A 914-nucleotide genomic window follows, 5' to 3' on the forward strand; every position below is an offset into this window, starting at 1 on the left:
AGTATAAAAAAGGGTGTTTAGTGATTGAGAATAAAACCAAACGACTGGCTATTCATTTGTATGGACATATGAGAACATATGAAAAAACATATCAAAGTTTTTATCAAAATATTATAGAAATCAATAAAAAAGACGGTTGGGATATAGACATATTTATACATACATGGGATGTGTTTAATATAACAGATCGTAATATATGGCATGCAAAAGATAATCTTTTTCCAACAATGACGGGAAAAAAATTATCACCCAGTGATAAAGCTAATATTATTAAGATATATCAACCCAAAAAATATATAATTGAAATAGATCCAAATAAACCGGCAGGAAGATATGAGTCTATACGAAAAGCAATGGCTCTTAGGAAAGAATATGAAGAAGAAATGAAAGTAAAATATGATATTTTTTTAACTACTAGACCTGATTTACTATTTCTTCAGCCTTTGCGTATAGATGAGTATTTAAAATTATATGAAACCCAACCAAATCTAAAAAATATTGGTTTTCCTGAAAAAATTAATTTTTGTTCTTGTTGGTATTTTCGATATCCACGTTACCTTCCTATTCTAGACCCTCGTTTTCCAAACGAGAGTGATTTGTTATGGTTTGGTAATTATTGTTCCAATAAGGGTTTTGATCCTTTAATAGCTTTTCAGGAAAATTCAGATATAATTAATGTTTTTATTAAATATCGATTCAATATGGACTTTATACAATACAGAGAAGTAACTAAAGATATTGATTTTTTTATTTTTACAACTTATTTAAAAGATAAGACTTATACGAATCAAAAAGATCAAATTCAAATTTTGAACAATACTTTGTGTGCTAGAAAACAAGTAATAGATTTTCAATTTTTACAAATGGAGCAACAAGATAAAATAATTAAGGATAAAATAATTGCAATAAACAAT

At 26.5% G+C, this 914-nt stretch carries 1 pseudogene; it reads left to right on the forward strand.

The window, feature by feature from the left end:
* Positions 1–20 precede the first annotated feature (20 nt).
* Positions 21–914: pseudogene (locus CAMP5060_RS08125) on the forward strand (hypothetical protein); the annotation flags it as partial.

Origin of the sequence: Campylobacter sp. 1569 (assembly GCF_024723675.1) — a bacterium.
Lineage (GTDB): Bacteria > Campylobacterota > Campylobacteria > Campylobacterales > Campylobacteraceae > Campylobacter_D > Campylobacter_D jejuni_C.